The 20810-nt window shown below is 55.1% G+C and carries 19 protein-coding genes; 16 read left to right on the forward strand and 3 right to left on the reverse strand.

Annotation, left to right across the window (positions count from 1 at the left end):
* A complete protein-coding gene (yidC, locus tag AUC61_RS04675; RefSeq protein ID WP_243244679.1) occupies nucleotides 1-1683 on the forward strand; it encodes a membrane protein insertase YidC in 1683 nt (560 codons plus the stop codon).
* Between the two features lie 79 nt (nucleotides 1684-1762).
* Nucleotides 1763-3133: a tRNA uridine-5-carboxymethylaminomethyl(34) synthesis GTPase MnmE gene (gene mnmE / locus AUC61_RS04680; RefSeq protein WP_243244680.1), complete on the forward strand. Its 1371-nt coding sequence runs from the start codon at nucleotides 1763-1765 to the stop codon at nucleotides 3131-3133.
* Nucleotides 3134-3187: 54 nt separating this feature from the next.
* On the opposite strand, the gene AUC61_RS04685 is transcribed toward mnmE, so the two are convergent.
* From AUC61_RS04685 to AUC61_RS04695, 3 genes are all read right to left on the reverse strand, one after another.
* Nucleotides 3188-5632, reverse strand: coding sequence for a TonB-dependent siderophore receptor (locus tag AUC61_RS04685; protein ID WP_243244681.1), 2445 nt, complete (start codon nucleotides 5630-5632; stop codon nucleotides 3188-3190).
* Between the two features lie 102 nt (nucleotides 5633-5734).
* Complete coding sequence (locus AUC61_RS04690) at nucleotides 5735-6682, reverse strand: FecR domain-containing protein (RefSeq protein ID WP_243244682.1); 948 nt, start codon at nucleotides 6680-6682, stop codon at nucleotides 5735-5737.
* A complete protein-coding gene (locus AUC61_RS04695; protein ID WP_243244683.1) occupies nucleotides 6679-7188 on the reverse strand; it encodes a sigma-70 family RNA polymerase sigma factor in 510 nt (169 codons plus the stop codon). Before AUC61_RS04695 ends, AUC61_RS04690 begins: the two co-directional genes overlap by 4 nt.
* Before the next feature lie 575 nt (nucleotides 7189-7763).
* Between AUC61_RS04695 and mnmG the strand changes: the two genes are divergently transcribed.
* The 14 genes from mnmG to glmU all read left to right on the forward strand — a co-directional run bounded on the left by mnmG (nucleotide 7764) and on the right by glmU (nucleotide 20748).
* Nucleotides 7764-9656: a tRNA uridine-5-carboxymethylaminomethyl(34) synthesis enzyme MnmG gene (gene mnmG, locus AUC61_RS04700; protein ID WP_243244685.1), complete on the forward strand. Its 1893-nt coding sequence runs from the start codon at nucleotides 7764-7766 to the stop codon at nucleotides 9654-9656.
* Nucleotides 9657-9661: 5 nt separating this feature from the next.
* A complete protein-coding gene (rsmG, locus tag AUC61_RS04705; RefSeq protein ID WP_243244790.1) occupies nucleotides 9662-10297 on the forward strand; it encodes a 16S rRNA (guanine(527)-N(7))-methyltransferase RsmG in 636 nt (211 codons plus the stop codon).
* Between the two features lie 18 nt (nucleotides 10298-10315).
* The gene (locus tag AUC61_RS04710; RefSeq protein ID WP_122667186.1) at nucleotides 10316-11107 is read left to right on the forward strand and encodes a ParA family protein; all 792 of its coding nucleotides are present in this window, start codon (nucleotides 10316-10318) and stop codon (nucleotides 11105-11107) included.
* 9 nt (nucleotides 11108-11116) lie between these two features.
* Nucleotides 11117-11989: a ParB/RepB/Spo0J family partition protein gene (locus AUC61_RS04715; protein ID WP_243244686.1), complete on the forward strand. Its 873-nt coding sequence runs from the start codon at nucleotides 11117-11119 to the stop codon at nucleotides 11987-11989.
* A 146-nt stretch (nucleotides 11990-12135) separates the two neighbouring features.
* Nucleotides 12136-12543 carry a F0F1 ATP synthase subunit I gene (locus AUC61_RS04720; RefSeq protein WP_087269420.1) on the forward strand — a complete coding sequence of 136 codons (408 nt, stop codon included), beginning with the start codon at nucleotides 12136-12138 and terminating at the stop codon, nucleotides 12541-12543.
* Between the two features lie 16 nt (nucleotides 12544-12559).
* Complete coding sequence (atpB, locus tag AUC61_RS04725) at nucleotides 12560-13429, forward strand: F0F1 ATP synthase subunit A (RefSeq protein ID WP_027901591.1); 870 nt, start codon at nucleotides 12560-12562, stop codon at nucleotides 13427-13429.
* Between the two features lie 147 nt (nucleotides 13430-13576).
* Nucleotides 13577-13834: a F0F1 ATP synthase subunit C gene (gene atpE / locus AUC61_RS04730; protein WP_002555987.1), complete on the forward strand. Its 258-nt coding sequence runs from the start codon at nucleotides 13577-13579 to the stop codon at nucleotides 13832-13834.
* Between the two features lie 57 nt (nucleotides 13835-13891).
* Entirely contained in the window at nucleotides 13892-14362 is a 471-nt protein-coding gene (locus tag AUC61_RS04735) for a F0F1 ATP synthase subunit B (RefSeq protein ID WP_243244687.1), read from the forward strand.
* 12 nt (nucleotides 14363-14374) lie between these two features.
* Nucleotides 14375-14911: a F0F1 ATP synthase subunit delta gene (locus AUC61_RS04740; RefSeq protein WP_027901593.1), complete on the forward strand. Its 537-nt coding sequence runs from the start codon at nucleotides 14375-14377 to the stop codon at nucleotides 14909-14911.
* Between the two features lie 21 nt (nucleotides 14912-14932).
* Nucleotides 14933-16477 carry a F0F1 ATP synthase subunit alpha gene (atpA, locus tag AUC61_RS04745; RefSeq protein WP_032628510.1) on the forward strand — a complete coding sequence of 515 codons (1545 nt, stop codon included), beginning with the start codon at nucleotides 14933-14935 and terminating at the stop codon, nucleotides 16475-16477.
* A gap of 50 nt (nucleotides 16478-16527) precedes the next feature.
* Nucleotides 16528-17388, forward strand: coding sequence for a F0F1 ATP synthase subunit gamma (gene atpG, locus AUC61_RS04750; protein WP_087269415.1), 861 nt, complete (start codon nucleotides 16528-16530; stop codon nucleotides 17386-17388).
* Between the two features lie 27 nt (nucleotides 17389-17415).
* Nucleotides 17416-18795, forward strand: a complete 1380-nt coding sequence (gene atpD / locus AUC61_RS04755; RefSeq protein ID WP_122667181.1) for a F0F1 ATP synthase subunit beta — start codon at nucleotides 17416-17418, stop codon at nucleotides 18793-18795.
* Nucleotides 18796-18839: 44 nt separating this feature from the next.
* A complete protein-coding gene (locus AUC61_RS04760; protein WP_027901597.1) occupies nucleotides 18840-19265 on the forward strand; it encodes a F0F1 ATP synthase subunit epsilon in 426 nt (141 codons plus the stop codon).
* Nucleotides 19266-19380: 115 nt separating this feature from the next.
* Nucleotides 19381-20748 (forward strand): bifunctional UDP-N-acetylglucosamine diphosphorylase/glucosamine-1-phosphate N-acetyltransferase GlmU, encoded by a 1368-nt coding sequence (glmU, locus tag AUC61_RS04765; RefSeq protein ID WP_243244688.1) that lies wholly within the window; start codon nucleotides 19381-19383, stop codon nucleotides 20746-20748.
* Nucleotides 20749-20810: the final 62 nt, after the last annotated feature.

Here is a 20810-nt window from a genome sequence, read left to right on the forward strand (position 1 = left end):
ATGGATATTAAACGCACGATCCTGATCGTCGCCCTGGCAATCGTGACCTATGTCGGGGTTCTGAAATGGAACCAAGACTACGGCCAAGCCGCCTTGCCGACTCAGAATGTTGCTGCCAGCACACCTGCACCGGGCATTCCGGACACCGCTACTGGTGCTCAAACGTCTCCAAGTGCAGATGTTCCTAGTGCTAATGGCGAAGCTGCTGCTCCTCTGGAAGCTCCGACAGTTGCCAGCAAAGACCTCATTCAGGTCAAAACCGATGTGCTTAACCTGGCAATCGATCCGGTCGGCGGCGACGTCGTTCAACTGCGACTGCCACTGTATCCGCGTCGTCAGGACCATCCTGAAGTTCCGTTCCAGTTGTTTGACAACGGTGGCGAACGTACTTTTCTGGCTCAAAGTGGCCTGACCGGTACCAATGGTCTCGATGCTCGTTCAGCAGGTCGCCCGGTTTACTCGTCCGCACAGAAGAGCTACCAACTGGCCGATGGCCAGGAAAATCTGGTTGTAGATCTGAAGTTCGCCGACAACGGTGTCAACTACATCAAGCGCTTTACGTTCAAGCGCGGCCTGTACGATCTGGTTGTCAGCTATGAAATCGATAACCAGAGCGCTCAGCCTTGGTCGGGTAACCTGTTTGCCCAGCTGAAACGTGATGGCAGCGATGATCCATCCTCCACAACTGCTACTGGTACCGCGACCTATCTGGGTGCCGCGTTGTGGACAGCCGCCGAGCCTTACAAAAAAGTGTCGATGAAAGATATCGACAAGGCTCAGCTCAAGGAAACCGTTCAAGGTGGTTGGGTTGCATGGCTGCAACACTACTTCGTAACGGCGTGGATCCCGAGCAAAGACACTGCCAACGCAGTTCAGACTCGTAAAGACAGCCAAGGCAACTACATCATCGGCTTCACCGGCCCGGCTGTAACAGTCGCACCGGGTAGCAAAGGCGAGTTGAGTGCCACGTTGTATGCGGGTCCGAAGAGCCAGGCGGTACTGAAAGAGTTATCCCCAGGTCTGGAATTGACCGTCGACTACGGGATTCTGTGGTTCATTGCCCAACCAATCTTCTGGTTGCTGCAGCACATCCACGCAATTGTGGGTAACTGGGGCTGGTCGATCATCTTCCTGACCATGCTGATCAAGGGTTTGTTCTTCCCATTGTCGGCAGCCAGCTACAAATCCATGGCTCGCATGCGCGCTGTAGCACCGAAACTCGCGATCCTGAAAGAGCAGCATGGCGACGATCGGCAGAAAATGTCGCAAGCGATGATGGAGCTGTACAAGAAAGAAAAGATCAACCCACTGGGTGGATGCTTGCCGATTCTTGTGCAAATGCCTGTATTCCTGTCGCTGTACTGGGTACTGCTTGAAAGCGTTGAGATGCGCCAAGCACCATGGATCCTGTGGATAACAGACCTGTCGATCAAAGACCCGTTCTTTATTCTGCCGATCATCATGGGCGCCACCATGTTCATCCAGCAGCGCTTGAACCCGACTCCGCCGGATCCGATGCAGGCCAAGGTGATGAAAATGATGCCAATCATCTTCACGTTTTTCTTCCTGTGGTTCCCTGCTGGTCTGGTTCTGTACTGGGTTGTGAACAACACCCTGTCGATCGCTCAACAGGCATACATCACTCGCAAGATCGAAGCGGCTACCAAAAAAGCCGAAGCTTGATCTAACCTGTGAACAAGTTTTACAAGGCGCCCCCTAGTGGGGCGTTTTGCTATCCGCTATTTGTCCTGGAGCCCCCACAATGAATGCCCCACTTGAAACCATTGCAGCAATCGCCACCGCACAGGGCCGCGGCGGGGTAGGCATTGTGCGTATTTCCGGGCCGCTCGCCAGTAAAGCTGCGTCCGCTATCACGGGCCGTATCTTGAAACCCAGGTTCGCGCATTACGGTCCCTTTGAAGATGGCGCTGGCCAGGTGATTGATGAAGGTATCGCCCTGTATTTCCCGGGACCCAATTCATTTACCGGCGAGGATGTGCTTGAACTCCAAGGGCACGGTGGACCGGTCGTGCTGGATATGTTGCTGCAACGTTGCCTTGAACTGGGCAGTCGTCTGGCCAGACCCGGAGAATTCAGTGAGCGGGCTTTTCTGAATGACAAACTGGATCTCGCTCAGGCGGAAGCTATCGCCGATCTTATTGAAGCGAGCTCCGCGCAAGCGGCGAGAAACGCGTTGCGCTCTCTTCAAGGCGCTTTTTCGCGCCGTGTGGATAACTTGACTGAAAAGTTAATCAGCCTGCGAATCTACGTGGAAGCTGCTATCGACTTCCCGGAGGAAGAAATTGATTTCCTAGCCGACGGCCATGTCCTGAGCATGCTTGATGCTGTGCGCGACGAGTTATCCACAGTTCTGCGGGAAGCAGGCCAAGGAGCTCTACTACGTGACGGGATGACGGTGGTCATTGCAGGACGGCCCAACGCAGGCAAGTCCAGCCTGTTGAACGCTCTGGCCGGTAAAGAAGCAGCCATCGTGACTGAAATTGCCGGCACGACCCGAGACATTCTGCGAGAACATATCCACATCGACGGCATGCCTCTGCATGTTGTGGACACCGCAGGACTGCGCGACACAGAAGACCAGGTAGAAAAGATTGGTGTACAGCGTGCGCTCAAAGCCATTGGGGAAGCTGATCGCGTGCTGCTTGTGGTGGATGCGACTGCGCCTGAAGCGCTCGACCCCTTTGCACTATGGCCAGAGTTTCTGGAGCATCGGCCGGATCCGTCAAAGGTGACCTTGATTCGTAACAAGGCTGATCTTAGCGGCGACGTCATTGAGCTGCAGACGAGTACGGATGGCCATGTCACCATCAGCCTGAGCGCCAAATCAGCAGGCGAAGGGCTGGATCTGCTGCGCGACCATCTCAAGTCCTGCATGGGCTATGAGCAAACCTCGGAGAGCAGCTTCAGTGCCCGCAGACGTCACCTCGAGGCGTTGCGTCATGCCAGCGACTCCCTTGAACACGGTCGGGCCCAACTGACCATGGCGGGAGCAGGGGAGTTGTTGGCTGAAGACCTGCGCCAGGCCCAACAATCTCTGGCCGAGATTACAGGCGCATTCAGCTCCGACGATTTATTGGGACGCATCTTTTCCAGTTTTTGCATCGGTAAATAGCCAAAAAAACTGGCCGTTGTGGATAACTCCGCAATGGCCAGTCTATCCACAGCCTTACCAGTTATAGCTGACCGTCCCGAGTAACGTGCGGCTGTCGCCCCAATAGCAGCGGCCCGCATCGTTGCAGCCCGACACGTATTCCTTATCGAACAGGTTTTTGGCGTTCACGTCCACGGACCAATGCTTGTCGATCTGATAACCGATATTTGCATCCACCAAGGTGACGTCGCCTGCATCAAGCTTTCCGTACAGTGCCGCTGGCGTGTAGGAGAAAGCACTATCGAAATAGCGGATACCTGCCCCCACGTGGAAACCATCAAGGTAACCGTCCAGGAACCGATACTTGGCCCACGCGGATGCCTGATTACGCGGCACGCCAGTAATCTGATGGCCTTCGATCAGTGATCCCGCGCCGTCTTTTGTGACTCTGGCATCGGTGTAGGAATAGGAAGCCGTCACGTTGAGGTTCTGGCTGATGTCACTATTGACCTCAAGCTCCACACCTTTGGAGCGACTTTCCCCTACTTGGCGATAACTTGAGGTCGTAGAGTCGAAGTAAGTGTCGTCCTTCTTGCGTAGGTCATATATCGAGGCCGTGATCGCGGTGTTCCAACCGATAGGCTCGTACTTGAAACCCACTTCGTATTGGCTACTGGTGATCGGATCGAGCGGGGCACCGCCATTGGAAATCTGCTGAACAGGTACAAAGGCAGTGGAATAGCTGACATACGGCGTGAGGCCGTTGTCGAACTGATACATCAACCCGCCTTGGTAGGTGAACTTCTTGTCGCTGGAGCTGATATCACCGTTGGGTGCCAGTTTATTGCGGAAATCACTGTCGACCCAATCCTGTCTGCCGCCGAGCAACACAATCCAGTTGTCATACTTGCTTTGGATTTGCCCGTACAAGCCGTTCATCTGTTGTTCCAGCAGGGTGTTTTGCACAGCAGTGGACGTAACCGGATCCTGTGTATAAACCGGATTGAAGATATTGATGCGACCCGCTGCGCCTGCGTTCCAGTCCTGGCTGAACGAGGTGCGGTCGAAGCTCGCACCGAACAATACGGTGTTCTCCAGCCCTCCAGCATTGAATTTGCCTTCCAGCTGATTATCCAGGGAATAGACCATCGACTTATTGAAGCGATCGTAAGCCGTAACGTTCAGCTGCGTGCCAAAACCTGCATTGTCCAGATTGCCAGGCCAGGTCTCATGACGGGTGATGCGAGACTGCATGTATCGCGAGTTCTGCCGGAATTGCCAGTCATCGTTGAAGCTGTGGCTGAATTCATAGCCGACGCTCCACATCTCGCGCTCGAAAGTATTCCAGTCAGGCACACCCAGCATGGTGTCCTTATCAAGCTTGCCATTGGGGTTGCGCAGCAGGGTGCCAGCCGCTGGCAACCCTAATTCCATATTGGTGTGGTCCTTCTGGTAATTGCTCAACAGGGTCAGGCTGTTGTAGTCATCGAAGTTCAACGTCAGCGATGGTGCGATATACATCCGATCATCAGGCACATGATCGGTTTGCGTATCTGCGTTGCGACCGAGCATCACCACCCGGCCCAGGACATTTTCGCTCTCGTCCAGCGGACCCGAGATATCCACACCCAATTGCCGGCGGTTATTTGTACCGTAGCTGAGCTGAACTTCTCCTTGGGAATTGGCGGTCGGACGCTTGCTCACCACGTTCACCAAGCCTCCCGGCGCATTCTCGCCGTACAGGATTGACGAAGGTCCGCGGAAAATCTCGACGCGCTCAAGGCCGTAAGGCTCAGTGGTGGTGTCGTAACGGTTACCTTGAACCCGCAGACCGTCGCGCATCAATCCGTATCCGTAGTCGGTGGCGTTAAAACCACGAATGAAGAACAGGTCGCCTGCCAGATTATCCCCAGCGGCGAAGGGCGGCGCGAAAATACCTGGCACATAACCCAGCGCCTCGGTAAGCGTCTGCGTCTTCTGGTCTTTCATGCGCTGCGCGGTGACCACTGACACAGAACGTGGTGTTTCGGAAAGCGGCGTACTGGTCTTGGTGCCCACGCGACTGGTTTGCGCTTTGTAGCCTTGATCCGGTAAAGGCGCTTCAAACCCTGTGGATAAAGTGCTGCTAATCGCAGTGGGTGCCAACTGCAATGAACCGTTATCCGGGATCGGCTCGAGGATGTAGCTGCCTGGGGCTTGCGCTGCGACCTGCAGTTTCGAGCCCTGCAAGAGCACTGCGAAACCCTGTTCAACGGAGTACGTGCCCTGCAGCCCTGGGCTTCGCAGGTTCGCTGTTTCTGATGGAGAGAACGAGAGAATCACATTGGCGGCTGACGCAAACTGGTTCAGTGCGCTATCCAAAGGGCCAGCCGCAATGTTGTAGCTTTGGGTGGCCACTACGGCGAAAACACTCGTAGGCAAGATTGCGCACCCAAGACCGCTGGCCAGCAGGACGCTGTAGCTCAAGTATTGCCGGGAAAGATGCCGACGGGTTTGAAGCGGAAGAAGTGGGAAGCGCATTTTGTTGTAGGCCCTGAGGTAGTGAATTCGCGTTTACCTGTAGGGCCGCGCCTGAATCAAAAAAGATAACCCCGTAATGCTTTTTATTTTTTCGAACCGCCATCAAGCGTTTCGTTTGACCGAAACCCAGTATCGACTGAAGTAGCGAACCTGAATCGGCAGAGTTGCTTGAAGATTAGCGAGTACAGCGTCTGTCGCATCGAGACGAAACGCGCCGGAGACACGCAGCTTTGCCGCGTTTTCATCACACTGCATGACACCAGAGCGATAACGCGCCAACTCATTGATGACATTGCCCAGGGGTTCGTTAAGCACAATTAGCTGCCCATCGACCCATGCTGCAGCGGTCTGTGGATAAGCGCGGTCCGGGCTGACGCTATGGCCATTAAAGTCAGCCCTTTGACCCGCGCCCAGAAGCCGGGGAATGGCATCAACAGCGGCCGGAGCGATCCTCACCTGGTCCTCCAGTACTCCCACGCGAGTCGTACTTTCCAGTTGTCGAACCGAAAAGCGTGTGCCAAGTGCCTGTACCCGGCCTTGTCGAGTCTCGACATATAAAGGCCGTATATCCCCCAGTTTTCCGGTCCGAACGAGAATTTCCCCGTCACGCAATCGGATCAGCCGTTGCTGACTGTCGAACACCACGTCTATAGCCGTATCCGTATTGAGTTCGATCTGGCTGCCATCGATCAATTCAACATGTTGACGACGACCTACCGGTGTTCGGTAGTCAGCCAATACATTCTTCAGGGACGTATGCTGCTGGATATTCCAGCCAAGATATCCGGTGCCAGCCACCGCCAGCAGCAGTTTTAGAACCTGTCGGCGTTGTTGCGGCCTGGATAGTGCGCGGCGAGTGAGGTGCGCAGGCATGTTATTCAGGCCGCGCTGCAGTTGTTCCATCTGCTGCCAGGCAACCCGGTGCGTCGGATCACTTTCCAGCCATTGCCGCCAAGCCTCCTGTGCTTGCGGCGTTGGTGGCTCGCTCTGAAACTGCACAACCCAGCTTGCCGCGGCCTCAAAGACTTTGCGGTCAGGGGGAGAACTCATGAGGTCTGCGCCATGAGCATCGAGCATTCTGTGAAAGCACGGATCATGTGCTTCTTCACTGTAGTCAGCGAAACATCCAAATCAATGGCGATCTGTTGATAAGTCAAACCTTCGATCTGAGACAGCATGAAGATTCTCTTGGTGCGTGAACCCAGATCATCCAGCGCTTTATCCACAGCCAGCAAGGTTTCAATGATCAGCGCCTTGTCTTCTTCACTGATCACAGTGTCCTGTGGACGTTCAGCCATCGCCTGCTGATACGCCAGCTCAATAGCTTTGCGCCGGTACCGATCAATGACCAACCCCCGGGCGACAGTGGCTAGATAGTCACGAGGCTCGCGAATGTGGGCCGCATTAGCAGCGCCAAGAATCCGCACAAAGGTGTCATGAGCCACATCGGCAACATCGAAGGTGTTCGACAGGCGAGCTTTGAGCCAACCGTGCAACCACGAGTGATGCTGCTCATAGATACGCTGCACAGCTGACGTATGTGAGTGAAGAGGCATAGAGGCAATGACGAGTTAATGATAATAGCTATTATTAGCTTTTGTTTCGAAAACTCACAATAGCCTCATAACTCGCACTGATCGGCAAGTCGCAGTCCACCCCCTCGCCTGAATTCGAACCGATTTGATGGACCTCAAGATCTGTAAGGTCGCTGCTCGGTGTTTTTCCAGGAATCATCAAAAAATAGCGACCTAAGCTCTGTGGATAAGGCGGCCTTAGCTCCGTTGATAAGTGGGCTTGAAAGATGCGCATAACCCCCTCTGTGGACAAGTAGCGATTTAATCCACAGGCTCAGGTCGGTTATCCCAAACCCTCCTTGCCACATGAACACAGGCTTTTGAATCTCTGTACACATTGATTTATAAGCTCTTCAGCAATCTATCCACAGAAACAGGCTTCAGTATAAATAGCATTTAAAATAAGGTTTTATAAATCTTCTTTCTTTTTAATTTCTATATCTGAGACTTTTCCACAGCTGGTTAATTTTTGTGCAACGGGTTCCTTTCGAGGGGGGTAAGTCCCTATACTTGTCAGCTATCCCAATTTCCCATCTAGAACAGGCACGAGGTGCGTGGTGGATTTCCCTTCCCGTTTTGAAGTGATCGTCATCGGTGGCGGTCATGCCGGTACCGAGGCCGCACTGGCGTCGGCACGTATGGGTGTAAAAACCCTTTTGCTGACCCACAACGTGGAAACACTGGGTCAGATGAGCTGCAACCCGGCTATTGGTGGCATCGGTAAAAGCCATCTGGTCAAGGAAATCGACGCGTTGGGCGGTGCCATGGCAATGGCAACCGACAAAGGCGGTATTCAGTTTCGTGTGCTAAACAGCCGTAAAGGACCCGCCGTGCGTGCAACTCGCGCCCAGGCTGATCGTGTCCTGTACAAGGCGGCTATTCGCGAAACCATCGAAAATCAGCCGAACCTGTGGGTATTTCAACAAGCCTGTGATGACTTGATCGTTGAGCAGGACGAAGTGCGCGGTGTAGTGACCCAAATGGGACTGCGTTTCATGGCCGATTCGGTTGTGCTGACGACCGGCACCTTTCTGGGTGGACTTATCCACATAGGGATGCAGAACTACTCCGGTGGTCGCGCAGGTGATCCGCCTTCAATCTCGCTGGCACATCGTTTACGTGAATTGCCGCTACGAGTGGGCCGCCTGAAAACAGGTACTCCTCCGCGTATCGACGGTCGTTCGGTGGACTTCTCGGTGATGACCGAGCAGCCAGGTGATACGCCGATTCCGGTGATGTCGTTCATGGGCTCCAAGGAACAGCATCCATCGCAAGTCAGTTGCTGGATCACTCACACCAACGCCCGGACTCACGAAATCATTGCGGCCAACCTTGATCGTTCGCCCATGTATTCCGGGGTTATCGAAGGTGTTGGCCCACGTTACTGCCCTTCGATCGAAGACAAGATTCATCGGTTTGCCGACAAGGAAAGCCATCAGGTCTTCATCGAGCCTGAAGGCCTGACGACGCATGAGCTTTATCCGAACGGCATTTCGACTTCGTTGCCGTTTGACGTGCAATTGCAGATTGTCCGGTCGATTCGCGGTATGGAAAATGCTCACATCGTGCGTCCTGGCTATGCCATCGAATATGATTACTTCGATCCACGCGATCTGAAGTACAGCCTCGAAACCAAGGTCATCGCGGGTCTGTTTTTCGCAGGGCAAATCAACGGCACCACCGGTTACGAAGAAGCCGGTGCTCAAGGTTTGCTCGCTGGAACCAACGCGGCATTGCGTGCGCAGGGCAAGGAAAGCTGGTGTCCACGTCGCGATGAAGCGTACATCGGCGTGCTTGTGGATGATTTGATTACTCTGGGTACCCAAGAGCCGTACCGGATGTTCACTTCCCGTGCGGAGTACCGCTTGATTCTGCGTGAAGACAACGCCGATTTGCGCCTGACCGAAAAAGGTCGCGAGCTGGGTCTCGTTGATGATGAACGTTGGGCGGCGTTCTGCACCAAACGCGAAAACATCGAATTGGAAGAGCAGCGCCTGAAGAGCACTTGGGTACGCCCGGGTACTGAGCAGGGCGATGCCATTGCCAGTCATTTCGGCACGCCGTTGACTCACGAATACAACCTGCTCAACCTGTTGACCCGACCGGAAATCGACTACGCCAGTCTTGTTTCCCTCACCGGTCATGGCAGCCCTGATCCGCAAGTCGCTGAACAGGTTGAAATCAAGGCCAAATACGCGGGTTACATTGACCGCCAGCAGGACGAAATCGCCCGGCTGCGTGCCAGCGAAGACACGAAACTGCCTGAAGACATCGATTACACGACGATCTCTGGTCTCTCGAAAGAAATTCAGAGCAAGCTGGGGATAACTCGTCCTGAGACACTGGGACAGGCGTCGCGAATTCCAGGCGTCACGCCTGCGGCAATTTCCCTGTTGATGATTCACCTGAAAAAACGCGGCGCGGGCCGTCAGTTGGAGCAAAGCGCTTGAGTTCTATGGTTACCCCGCAACACGCCGAAGAGTTATCCCGTGGCGCTCAGGAACTGGGTGTGACACTCAGTGAAAGCCAGCACTCACAACTGCTGGCGTATCTGGCTCTGCTGATCAAGTGGAACAAGGCTTACAACCTGACGGCTGTGCGTAATCCGGACGAAATGGTTTCACGGCACTTGCTCGACAGCTTGAGTGTTGTGCCTTTCGTTGAGGGTGAACGTTGGCTGGATGTGGGAAGTGGCGGGGGGATGCCTGGTATTCCCCTGGCCATCATGTTCCCGGACATGAAAGTTTCGCTTCTGGACAGCAATGGCAAGAAAACGCGCTTTCAGACTCAGGTCAAACTTGAGCTCAAGCTGGATAACGTAGAAGTTATCCACAGCCGCGCAGAGTCCTTTCATCCGGAGCTTCCGTTCACCGGGATTGTTTCCCGTGCGTTCAGCAGTCTGGAAGACTTTACTGGGTGGACTCGCCATATGGGCGATACCAATACGCGATGGCTGGCAATGAAAGGCCTGCATCCGACCGATGAACTGGTAGCATTGCCCGCAGATTTTCATGTGGATAGCGCACAAGCCTTGACCGTACCCGGTTGCCAAGGCCAACGTCATCTGCTGATACTGCGCCGCACGGCATGACTGGGAACACAAGCAAGCATGGCTAAGGTATTCGCGATTGCGAACCAAAAAGGTGGTGTGGGTAAAACCACCACCTGTATCAACCTCGCAGCATCGCTGGTAGCCACCAAGCGACGCGTACTGCTGATCGATCTGGATCCGCAAGGTAATGCCACGATGGGCAGTGGTGTGGATAAACACGCCTTGGAGCATTCGGTGTATGACCTGCTCATTGGTGAGTGCGATCTGAACCAGGCGATCCAGTTCTCCGAGCATGGCGGTTATCAATTGCTGCCTGCCAACCGCGACCTCACTGCAGCTGAAGTGAATCTTCTGGAAATGCAGATGAAGGAAAGCCGTCTGCGCAATGCGCTGGCGCCTATCCGCGAAAACTACGATTACATTTTGATTGATTGCCCGCCGTCCTTGTCGATGCTGACATTGAACGCGCTGGTTGCTGCTGATGGTGTAATTATCCCCATGCAATGTGAATACTTTGCTCTGGAAGGTCTTAGCGACCTTGTGGATAACATCAAACGCATCGGTGAATTGCTCAATCCAGCGCTGAAAATCGAGGGGTTGCTGCGCACCATGTATGACCCGCGGTTGAGCCTGATCAACGACGTGTCTGCGCAACTCAAAGAGCATTTCGGCGAACAGCTGTACGACACTGTAATTCCGCGCAACATCCGTCTGGCCGAGGCGCCGAGTTTCGGGATGCCCGTTCTGGCCTACGACAAGAGTTCGCGCGGTGCACTGGCCTACCTTGCTTTGGCAGGGGAAATGGTTCGTCGTCAACGGCGCGGTTCGCGCACAGCTCAGCCAACTTAAGGAAACCCCATGGCCGTCAAGAAAAGAGGTCTCGGACGTGGGCTGGACGCACTTCTGAGCAGTCCAACCGTCAGCTCCCTCGAAGAACAAGCCGTGAAGGCCGATCAGCGTGAACTTCAGCACATCCCGCTGGACCTGATTCAGCGCGGCAAGTATCAGCCGCGTCGCGACATGGATCCTCAGGCGCTCGAAGAGCTCGCTCAATCGATCAAGGCCCAGGGCGTAATGCAGCCGATTGTGGTGCGTCCAATTGGTGAAAACCGCTTTGAAATCATCGCAGGTGAGCGCCGTTGGCGTGCAAGCCAGCAGGCCTCCATGGAAACCATCCCGGCGATGGTGCGTGATGTGCCGGATGAAACCGCTATTGCGATGGCGCTGATCGAGAACATTCAACGCGAAGACCTCAATCCCATTGAGGAGGCGGTCGCTTTACAGCGTCTTCAACATGAGTTCCAGCTCACTCAGCAACAAGTTGCCGATGCTGTCGGCAAATCGCGGGTGAGTGTTGCCAACCTGCTGCGCCTGATCGCGCTGCCGGATGTGATCAAAACCATGCTTTCCCACGGCGACCTGGAAATGGGTCACGCTCGTGCGTTACTCGGTCTGCCGGAAGATCGGCAGGTTGAAGGGGCGCGACATGTTGTCGCACGAGGCCTGACGGTTCGCCAGACAGAAGCGCTCGTGCGTCAATGGTTGAGTGGAAAACCTGCTGCCGCCGAGCCAGTGAAGACCGATCCGGATATCAGCCGCCTTGAACAGCGTCTGGCCGAGCGGCTGGGCTCTGCGGTGCAAATTCGTCATGGGCAGAAGGGTAAAGGGCAGTTGGTGATCCGGTATAACTCACTGGATGAGCTGCAAGGGGTGCTCGCCCACATCCGCTGAAACAATTGCACTGTAGCGTGTGATCGGAAATCACTACCTGAAGGTTGAATAGGGGCTGAACCGCCCCTATACTCTGCGCGCATTTTGTCGGCACAAATTATGCCAAGTTATTGATTTTGGCGGCCGACGCACGAGGAGCAGGAGTGATGGAAACACGCATGCCAAACCGCTTGCCGTTCCATCGACTGGCGGTTTTCCCGGTACTGCTGGCTCAATTTATAGTCCTGCTGCTGGCAGCTTTGGCGCTGTGGCAGTGGCATGGAGTCGTAGCAGGATATTCAGGGCTGTGCGGAGGCCTGATAGCCTGGCTGCCCAATTTGTACTTTGCTCATAAGGCTTTCCGGTTTTCCGGGGCTAGAGCAGCGCAAGCCATTGTCCGGTCATTCTATGCCGGCGAGGCGGGCAAACTGATTTTTACGGCAGTGCTTTTTGCATTGACCTTTGCAGGTGTGAAGCCATTGGCGCCGATTGCTGTATTCGGCGTGTTCATGTTGATCCAGGTGGTCAATTGGTTCGCTCCCCTGCTGATGAGAACAAGACTTTCGAGACCTTAGGGCGTTTGAGGCACACATGGCAGAGCAAACAGCTTCGGGCTATATCCAGCACCACTTGCAGAACCTGACCTTCGGTCAGCTACCAGATGGCGGCTGGGGTTTCGCCCACACCGCGGCAGAAGCGAAGGAAATGGGCTTTTGGGCTTTCCACGTCGATACTCTCGGCTGGTCTGTTGCCCTGGGTCTGATTTTCGTCCTGATTTTCCGTATGGCGGCCAAGAAGGCGACTTCCGGTCAACCAGGCGCGCTGCAAAACTTCGTTGAAGTGCTGGTCGACTTCGTCGACGGCAGTGTGAAAGACAGCTTCCATGGTCGTAGCCCGGTGATTGCACCGCTGGCGCTGACCATTTTCGTCTGGGTGTTCCTGATGAACGCCGTCGACCTGGTTCCTGTTGACTGGATTCCTCAGTTGGCGATCCTGATCTCGGGCGATTCGCACATTCCTTTCCGCGCTGTTTCGACCACTGACCCTAACGCCACTCTGGGCATGGCTCTGTCGGTCTTCGCGCTGATCATTTTCTACAGCATCAAGGTCAAGGGCATCGGCGGTTTCATCGGCGAACTGACCCTGCACCCATTCGGCAGCAAGAACATTTTTGTTCAGGCGCTGTTGATTCCGGTGAACTTCCTGCTTGAATTCGTGACTCTGATCGCCAAACCGATCTCGTTGGCACTGCGTCTGTTCGGCAACATGTATGCGGGCGAACTGGTGTTCATCCTGATCGCCGTCATGTTCGGCAGCGGCCTGCTCTGGCTCAGCGGCCTGGGTGTGGTTCTGCAATGGGCGTGGGCTGTATTCCACATCCTGATCATCACCTTGCAGGCATTCATCTTCATGATGCTGACCATCGTGTACCTGTCGATGGCTCACGAAGATAACCATTAAGACTCGCCTGGCGCGTCTGGATGTACCTCTCGCTCCGGCGAGAGGAGGCCGCAAGCGGGTAACCGCAAGGGCTGATGTAAAACGATTTGTTTTACCGCTTTAATCTAAGAAAACCTAACCAATACGACGTAAAAGTCGGGAGGAAAGATGGAAACTGTAGTTGGTCTAACCGCTATCGCTGTTGCACTGTTGATCGGCCTGGGCGCACTGGGTACTGCAATCGGCTTCGGCCTGTTGGGCGGCAAATTCCTGGAAGGCGCTGCTCGCCAACCAGAAATGGTTCCAATGCTGCAGGTTAAAATGTTCATCGTTGCCGGTCTGCTCGACGCCGTAACCATGATCGGTGTTGGTATCGCTCTGTTCTTCACCTTTGCGAACCCCTTCGTTGGTCAACTCGCTGGCTAATCTCTCGATTCTTCGAGGTGATTGGTGTGATGGACAACGAACGAGCGAGGTGTTGGCGTGAACATTAATGCAACCCTGATTGGCCAGTCCGTTGCGTTCTTCATTTTTGTGCTGTTCTGCATGAAGTACGTTTGGCCTCCGGTCATTACGGCTTTGCACGAACGTCAGAAGAAGATCGCGGATGGACTGGACGCTGCCAGCCGAGCAGCTCGCGACCTGGAGTTGGCCCAAGAGAAAGTGGGTCATCAACTGCGCGAAGCTAAAGCTCAGGCAGCCGAAATCATTGAGCAAGCCAAGAAACGCGGTACTCAGATTGTCGACGAAGCCCGTGAACAGGCCCGTGTCGAAGCTGACCGTGTGAAGGCTCAGGCTCAGGCCGAGATCGAGCAGGAACTGAACGGTGTCAAAGACGCGCTGCGCGCCCAATTGGGTAGCCTGGCAGTTGGCGGTGCTGAGAAGATCCTGGGTGCCACAATCGATCAAAACGCGCACGCGGAGCTGGTTAACAAACTGGCTGCTGAAATTTAAGCGAGGGCGATCATGGCAGAACTGACCACGTTGGCCCGACCTTACGCTAAGGCAGCCTTCGAGCACGCCCAGGCCCACCAGCAACTGGCCAATTGGTCAGCCATGCTCGGCCTGGCTGCAGCGGTGTCGCAAGACGACACCATGCAGCGCGTACTCAAGGCCCCGCGACTGACGAGCGCAGACAAGGCCACCACTTTTATTGAAGTGTGTGGCGACAAGTTCGATGCCAAGGCACAGAATTTCATCCATGTCGTTGCTGAAAACGACCGTCTCCCGCTTCTGCCGGAGATCGCCGAACTGTTCGACCTGTATAAGGCTGAGCAGGAAAAATCGGTCGATGTGGATGTCACCAGTGCTTTTGCATTGAACCAAGAACAGCAAGACAAACTCGCCAAGGTTCTCAGTGCACGGCTCGGCCGGGAAGTGCGCCTGCACGCTGCGGAGGATGCCACCCTTATCGGTGGTGTCGTAATCCGCGCCGGCGACCTGGTTATCGATGGCTCAGTTCGCGGCAAACTCGCGCAACTAGCCGAAGCATTGAAATCTTGAGTTTGAAGGGGCAGCAGAGCAATGCAGCAACTCAATCCTTCCGAAATAAGTGAAATCATCAAGGGTCGCATCGACAAGCTCGATGTAACCTCCCAAGCCCGTAACGAAGGCACTGTCGTCAGCGTATCTGACGGCATCGTGCGGATTCACGGTCTGGCCGACGTAATGTACGGCGAGATGATCGAGTTTCCGGGCGGCGTCTACGGTATGGCGCTGAACCTTGAGCAAGACTCTGTAGGTGCTGTAGTACTGGGCGCATACACGACTCTGGCTGAAGGCATGAGCGCCAAGTGCACTGGCCGCATCCTCGAAGTTCCGGTTGGTAAGGAACTGCTGGGTCGCGTAGTCGACGCACTGGGTAACCCAGTTGACGGCAAAGGTCCGCTGAACAACACCGAGACCGATGCGGTCGAGAAAGTTGCTCCAGGCGTGATCTGGCGTAAGTCGGTAGACCAGCCTGTACAGACTGGCTACAAGGCTGTCGATGCCATGATTCCAGTCGGCCGTGGCCAGCGTGAGCTGATCATCGGTGACCGTCAGATCGGTAAAACCGCTCTGGCCATCGACGCAATCATCAACCAGAAAGACAGCGGCATCTTCTGCGTCTACGTTGCAATCGGTCAGAAACAATCGACCATCGCCAACGTTGTTCGCAAACTCGAAGAAAACGGCGCATTGGCTAACACCATCGTCGTGGCTGCAAGTGCTTCTGAATCCGCTGCGCTGCAATTCCTTGCACCGTACTCGGGTTGCACCATGGGTGAATTCTTCCGCGACCGCGGTGAAGACGCGCTGATCGTTTATGACGATCTGTCCAAGCAAGCAGTGGCTTACCGCCAGATTTCCCTGCTGCTGCGCCGTCCACCAGGCCGTGAAGCTTACCCAGGCGACGTGTTCTATCTCCACTCCCGTCTGCTGGAGCGCGCATCGCGTGTTTCCGAAGAGTACGTAGAGAAGTTCACCAACGGCGCAGTAACCGGCAAAACCGGTTCCCTGACCGCGTTGCCGATCATCGAAACTCAGGCTGGCGACGTTTCCGCGTTCGTTCCGACCAACGTGATTTCCATCACTGACGGTCAGATCTTCCTGGAATCGGCCATGTTCAACTCTGGCATCCGTCCAGCAGTTAACGCCGGTGTTTCGGTATCCCGTGTGGGTGGTGCCGCTCAGACCAAGATCATCAAGAAGCTCTCCGGTGGTATCCGTACCGCTCTGGCTCAGTACCGTGAACTGGCAGCATTCGCCCAGTTTGCTTCTGACCTGGACGAAGCGACCCGTAAGCAACTTGAGCATGGTCAGCGCGTTACCGAGCTGATGAAGCAGAAGCAATACGCACCAATGTCGATCGCTGACATGGCGCTGTCGCTGTATGCCGCTGAGCGTGGGTTCCTGACCGACATCGAAATCGCCAAGATCGGTAGCTTTGAACAAGCGCTGATTGCTTACTTCAACCGCGATCACGCCGATTTGATGGCGAAGATCAACGTGAAGGGTGACTTCAATGACGAAATCGACGCTGGCATGAAAGCCGGTATCGAGAAGTTCAAGGCCACCCAAACCTGGTAAGCCGCAGCGGGGGCCGAAAGGCTCCCGCTTGCTAACCTGATAGGTGTTACATGGCAGGCGCAAAAGAGATTCGCAGCAAGATTGCGAGCATCAAAAGCACGCAAAAGATCACCAGCGCCATGGAAAAAGTGGCGGTCAGCAAAATGCGCAAGGCTCAAATGCGCATGGCTGCTAGCCGTCCTTACGCGGAGCGCATCCGCCAGGTGATTGGTCATCTGGCCAACGCTAACCCGGAATACCGCCACCCGTTCATGGTCGAGCGCGCTGTAAAGCGTGTCGGTTATGTCGTAGTGAGCAGTGACCGCGGTCTGTGCGGTGGCTTGAATACCAACCTGTTCAAGGCTCTGGTCAAGGACATGGCGGTAAACCGTGAAAACGGCGTAGAGATCGATCTGTGCGTGGTTGGCAGCAAAGGTGCGGCATTTTTCCGCAACTTCGGCGGTAACGTCGTCGCTGCGATCAGCCACTTGGGCGAAGAGCCGTCGATCAATGATTTGATCGGCAGCGTCAAGGTGATGCTGGATGCTTACCTGGATGGCCGTATTGATCGCCTGTCCGTGGTATCCAACAAGTTCATCAACACCATGACCCAGCAACCAACGGTTGAGCAGTTGATTCCGTTGGTGGCTACCCCGGATCAGAAACTCAAGCACCACTGGGACTATCTCTACGAACCCGATGCCAAAGAGCTGCTTGACGGCTTGATGGTTCGCTACGTTGAGTCGCAGGTGTACCAGGCGGTGGTCGAGAACAACGCAGCTGAACAAGCAGCGCGGATGATCGCGATGAAGAACGCCACAGATAACGCCGGTGATTTGATCAGTGATTTGCAGCTGATCTACAACAAGGCGCGTCAGGCAGCGATCACCCAAGAGATCTCGGAAATCGTCGGCGGCGCTGCCGCGGTTTAACGGTTCAAATATTAGAGGAACCAGCTAATGAGTAGCGGACGTATCGTTCAAATCATCGGCGCCGTGATCGACGTGGAATTCCCACGCGATAGCGTACCGAGCATCTACAACGCGCTGGAAGTTAAAAGCGCGGCAGGGACCACCCTGGAAGTTCAGCAGCAGCTGGGCGACGGCGTGGTTCGTACCATTGCGATGGGCTCCACCGAGGGCTTGAAGCGTGGTCTGGAAGTTGCAGACTCTGGCAAAGCCATCTCCGTACCAGTCGGTAAAGCGACTCTGGGCCGGATCATGGACGTGCTGGGCAACCCGATCGACGAAGCTGGCCCGATCGACACCGAAGAACGCTGGGGCATTCACCGTCCTGCGCCGTCCTTCGCTGAACAGGCTGGTGGCAACGATCTGCTGGAAACAGGCATCAAGGTTATCGACCTGGTCTGCCCGTTCGCCAAAGGCGGTAAAGTAGGTCTGTTCGGTGGTGCCGGTGTAGGCAAAACCGTAAACATGATGGAACTGATCCGTAACATCGCCATCGAGCACAGCGGTTATTCCGTGTTCGCCGGTGTGGGTGAGCGTACTCGTGAGGGTAACGATTTCTACCACGAGATGAAGGACTCCAACGTTCTGGACAAAGTGGCACTGGTTTACGGTCAGATGAACGAGCCGCCGGGTAACCGTCTGCGCGTAGCACTGACTGGCCTGACCATGGCCGAGAAGTTCCGTGACGAAGGTAACGACGTTCTGCTGTTCGTCGACAACATCTACCGTTACACACTGGCCGGTACTGAAGTATCCGCACTGCTGGGCCGTATGCCTTCCGCAGTAGGTTACCAGCCGACCCTGGCTGAAGAGATGGGCACTCTGCAAGAGCGCATCACTTCCACCAAAAACGGTTCGATCACTTCCATCCAGGCCGTATACGTACCAGCGGATGACTTGACTGACCCGTCGCCAGCGACCACGTTTGCCCACTTGGACGCAACCGTCGTACTGTCCCGTGACATCGCCTCTCTGGGTATCTACCCAGCGGTAGATCCACTGGATTCGACTTCGCGCCAGTTGGACCCGAACGTTATCGGCCAGGAACACTACGACACCGCTCGCGGCGTACAGTACGTGTTGCAGCGCTACAAAGAACTGAAGGATATCATTGCGATCCTGGGTATGGACGAGCTGTCGGAGACCGACAAACAGTTGGTTAACCGTGCTCGTAAGATCCAGCGCTTCCTGTCGCAACCGTTCTTCGTGGCTGAAGTCTTCACTGGTGCATCGGGTAAATACGTTTCCCTGAAAGACACCATTGCTGGCTTCAAAGGCATCCTCAACGGTGACTACGACCACCTGCCAGAACAAGCGTTCTACATGGTCGGCGGCATCGAAGAAGCGATCGAGAAAGCCAAGAAACTGTAATCCCAGCGCCTGGCAACGGGCGCTAATCAGGTCGAGGCAAGCAAATGGCTATAACAGTCCATTGCGATATCGTCAGCGCGGAAGGAGAAATTTTCTCCGGTCTGGTCGAGATGGTGATTGCGCACGGCAACCTGGGTGATATCGGTATCGCTCCAGGCCACGCGCCGCTGATCACTGATCTGAAACCAGGTCCGATCCGCTTGATCAAGCAGGGCGGAGCAGCGGAGGTGTTTTACATCTCCGGTGGTTTCCTCGAGGTTCAACCAAACATGGTCAAGGTGCTTGCCGACACTGTGCAACGTGCTGATGACCTGGACGAAGCCTCTGCTCAGGCAGCCGTAAAGGCAGCCGAGAAGGCCCTGAACGAAAAAGGCGCAGATTTCGATTACGGATCTGCAACTGCTCGTCTGGCCGAGGCCGCAGCTCAGCTGCGCACCGTTCAGCAAATTCGCAAGAAGTTCGGCGGTTAACCCGTCGCCTTCTGCGCGATTGAGAAAAAGGGTAGCCTCGGCTACCCTTTTTCTTTTTTCAGGATCAGCCGACGCTTGTGGATAAGTGACGCGGCGCGCCTCAGTTGGAAATCCCATGTCTCTCGATATCGTTATTCTCGCGGCAGGCCAAGGCACACGCATGCGCTCCGCACTTCCTAAAGTCCTGCACCCGGTTGCTGGCGACTCTATGCTGGGACATGTTATCCACAGCGCTCGGCAACTATCGCCGCAACGTATCCATGTGGTGATTGGCCATGGCGCGGATGTCGTACGTGAGCGCCTGGCTGCAGATGACCTGAATTTCGTCATGCAGGACAAGCAACTGGGCACCGGGCACGCCGTCGCTCAGGCGTTGCCGGAACTAAGCGCCGACACCGTACTGATCCTCTATGGCGATGTACCGCTGATTGAAGTTGAAACCCTTCAGCGTTTGCTGAAACAGGTCAATGCCGAACAACTGGGCTTGTTGACCGTCAACCTCGACGATCCCACCGGCTACGGCCGTATCGTGCGCGATGAGCAGAACCGTGTATGTGCGATCGTTGAACACAAAGACGCCACCGAAGCCCAGAAAGCTATAACCGAAGGCAACACCGGCATTCTCGCGGTCCCGGGCAAGCGCCTGGCTGACTGGCTGGGACGGTTATCGAACAACAATGCTCAAGGCGAGTATTACCTGACTGATGTGATTGCCATGGCAGTCAACGACGGTCTGGTGGTTGCCACTGAGCAGCCCCACGACGCTATGGAAGTCCAAGGCGCCAATGACCGTAAGCAACTAGCTGAGCTGGAGCGTCACTACCAGCTACGCGAAGCACGCCGTTTGATGGCGCAAGGGGTGACGTTGCGCGATCCAGCCCGTTTTGATGTACGCGGTGACGTGACAGTAGGGCGCGATGTGCTGATTGACATCAATGTGATCCTTGAAGGTCGGGTCATCATCGAAGACGACGTGGCCATCGGCCCGAACTGTGTGATCAAAGACAGCACATTGCGTAAAGGCGTTGTGATCAAGGCTAACAGTCACCTCGACGGTGCCGTGATGGGCCAGGGCAGCGATGCAGGTCCATTCGCTCGCTTGCGTCCTGGCAGTGTGCTGGGCGCCAAGGCTCATGTGGGTAACTTTGTGGAATTGAAGAATGCTCATCTTGGGGAGGGTGCCAAAGCCGGGCATCTGACTTATCTGGGCGACGCTGAAATTGGTGCACGCACAAATATTGGTGCTGGCACGATCACCTGTAATTACGACGGTGCGAACAAGCATAAAACGGTGTTGGGCGAAGATGTATTCATCGGCTCGAACAACTCGTTGGTCGCGCCTGTGGATATCTCTTCGGGCGCTACTACAGCTGCAGGCTCGACCATCAATCAGGATATCCCTGCCGAACAACTCGGCGTTGCTCGTGCACGCCAGCGCAACATCGAAGGCTGGAAGCGGCCGGTGAAAATCAAGAAAGACTGAAGTTATCCACAGTCGTTCGAGATGGACGCATTTTTGTGGGAGCGAATTCATTCGCGAAAGCG

The sequence above is a fragment of the Pseudomonas maioricensis genome, from assembly GCF_022790535.1.
Taxonomy (GTDB): domain Bacteria; phylum Pseudomonadota; class Gammaproteobacteria; order Pseudomonadales; family Pseudomonadaceae; genus Aquipseudomonas; species Aquipseudomonas maioricensis.

What these genes read in the sequence shown, in the direction of transcription:
- atpA (WP_032628510.1), top strand. Translation starts at nt 14,933, where the DNA reads ATGCAGCAACTCAATCCTTCCGAAATAAGTGAAATCATCAAGGGTCGC.
- atpG (WP_087269415.1), top strand. Translation starts at nt 16,528, where the DNA reads ATGGCAGGCGCAAAAGAGATTCGCAGCAAGATTGCGAGCATCAAAAGC.
- AUC61_RS04760 (WP_027901597.1), top strand. Translation starts at nt 18,840, where the DNA reads ATGGCTATAACAGTCCATTGCGATATCGTCAGCGCGGAAGGAGAAATT.
- AUC61_RS04715 (WP_243244686.1), top strand. Translation starts at nt 11,117, where the DNA reads ATGGCCGTCAAGAAAAGAGGTCTCGGACGTGGGCTGGACGCACTTCTG.
- AUC61_RS04690 (WP_243244682.1), bottom strand. Translation starts at nt 6,682, where the DNA reads ATGAGTTCTCCCCCTGACCGCAAAGTCTTTGAGGCCGCGGCAAGCTGG.
- atpB (WP_027901591.1), top strand. Translation starts at nt 12,560, where the DNA reads ATGGCAGAGCAAACAGCTTCGGGCTATATCCAGCACCACTTGCAGAAC.
- AUC61_RS04720 (WP_087269420.1), top strand. Translation starts at nt 12,136, where the DNA reads ATGGAAACACGCATGCCAAACCGCTTGCCGTTCCATCGACTGGCGGTT.
- rsmG (WP_243244790.1), top strand. Translation starts at nt 9,662, where the DNA reads ATGGTTACCCCGCAACACGCCGAAGAGTTATCCCGTGGCGCTCAGGAA.
- yidC (WP_243244679.1), top strand. Translation starts at nt 1, where the DNA reads ATGGATATTAAACGCACGATCCTGATCGTCGCCCTGGCAATCGTGACC.
- AUC61_RS04685 (WP_243244681.1), bottom strand. Translation starts at nt 5,632, where the DNA reads ATGCGCTTCCCACTTCTTCCGCTTCAAACCCGTCGGCATCTTTCCCGG.
- mnmE (WP_243244680.1), top strand. Translation starts at nt 1,763, where the DNA reads ATGAATGCCCCACTTGAAACCATTGCAGCAATCGCCACCGCACAGGGC.
- AUC61_RS04740 (WP_027901593.1), top strand. Translation starts at nt 14,375, where the DNA reads ATGGCAGAACTGACCACGTTGGCCCGACCTTACGCTAAGGCAGCCTTC.
- atpD (WP_122667181.1), top strand. Translation starts at nt 17,416, where the DNA reads ATGAGTAGCGGACGTATCGTTCAAATCATCGGCGCCGTGATCGACGTG.
- glmU (WP_243244688.1), top strand. Translation starts at nt 19,381, where the DNA reads ATGTCTCTCGATATCGTTATTCTCGCGGCAGGCCAAGGCACACGCATG.
- AUC61_RS04695 (WP_243244683.1), bottom strand. Translation starts at nt 7,188, where the DNA reads ATGCCTCTTCACTCACATACGTCAGCTGTGCAGCGTATCTATGAGCAG.
- atpE (WP_002555987.1), top strand. Translation starts at nt 13,577, where the DNA reads ATGGAAACTGTAGTTGGTCTAACCGCTATCGCTGTTGCACTGTTGATC.
- AUC61_RS04710 (WP_122667186.1), top strand. Translation starts at nt 10,316, where the DNA reads ATGGCTAAGGTATTCGCGATTGCGAACCAAAAAGGTGGTGTGGGTAAA.